This is a genomic window from Sulfitobacter sediminis (genome assembly GCF_040811725.1).
Lineage (GTDB): Bacteria > Pseudomonadota > Alphaproteobacteria > Rhodobacterales > Rhodobacteraceae > Sulfitobacter > Sulfitobacter sediminis.
Genome location: NZ_JBFNXX010000304.1, coordinates 1 through 229 on the forward strand (window position 1 = coordinate 1; position 229 = coordinate 229).

At 72.9% G+C, this 229-nt stretch carries 1 pseudogene; it reads right to left on the reverse strand.

Annotated features, from left to right (window positions below):
• A pseudogene (locus tag AB2B41_RS23845) lies at window positions 1-204 on the reverse strand (CocE/NonD family hydrolase); the annotation flags it as partial.
• Window positions 205-229 lie beyond the last annotated feature (25 nt).

Sequence of the window (229 nt, forward strand, 5' to 3'; positions counted from 1 at the left end):
GGGGCCGCGCCCGATGGCGCAGTATTCGCCCGCCTCGGCACCCGTGTGGGCGGGGGAGTTGATGCTGGCGGGGAGGGTTCCGGGGGTGGCGGAGAGGCCCGCGTCAGTGAGGTGCAGGGTTTCGGTTGGCAGGTGGCTGGTGGCGCCGGCCTCTTCGGCGATCCATCGGCCGGGGCGTTCGAGGTACCAGCTGTGCGGGCGCACGCCGTCCATGAGGTAGGCGCGGTAG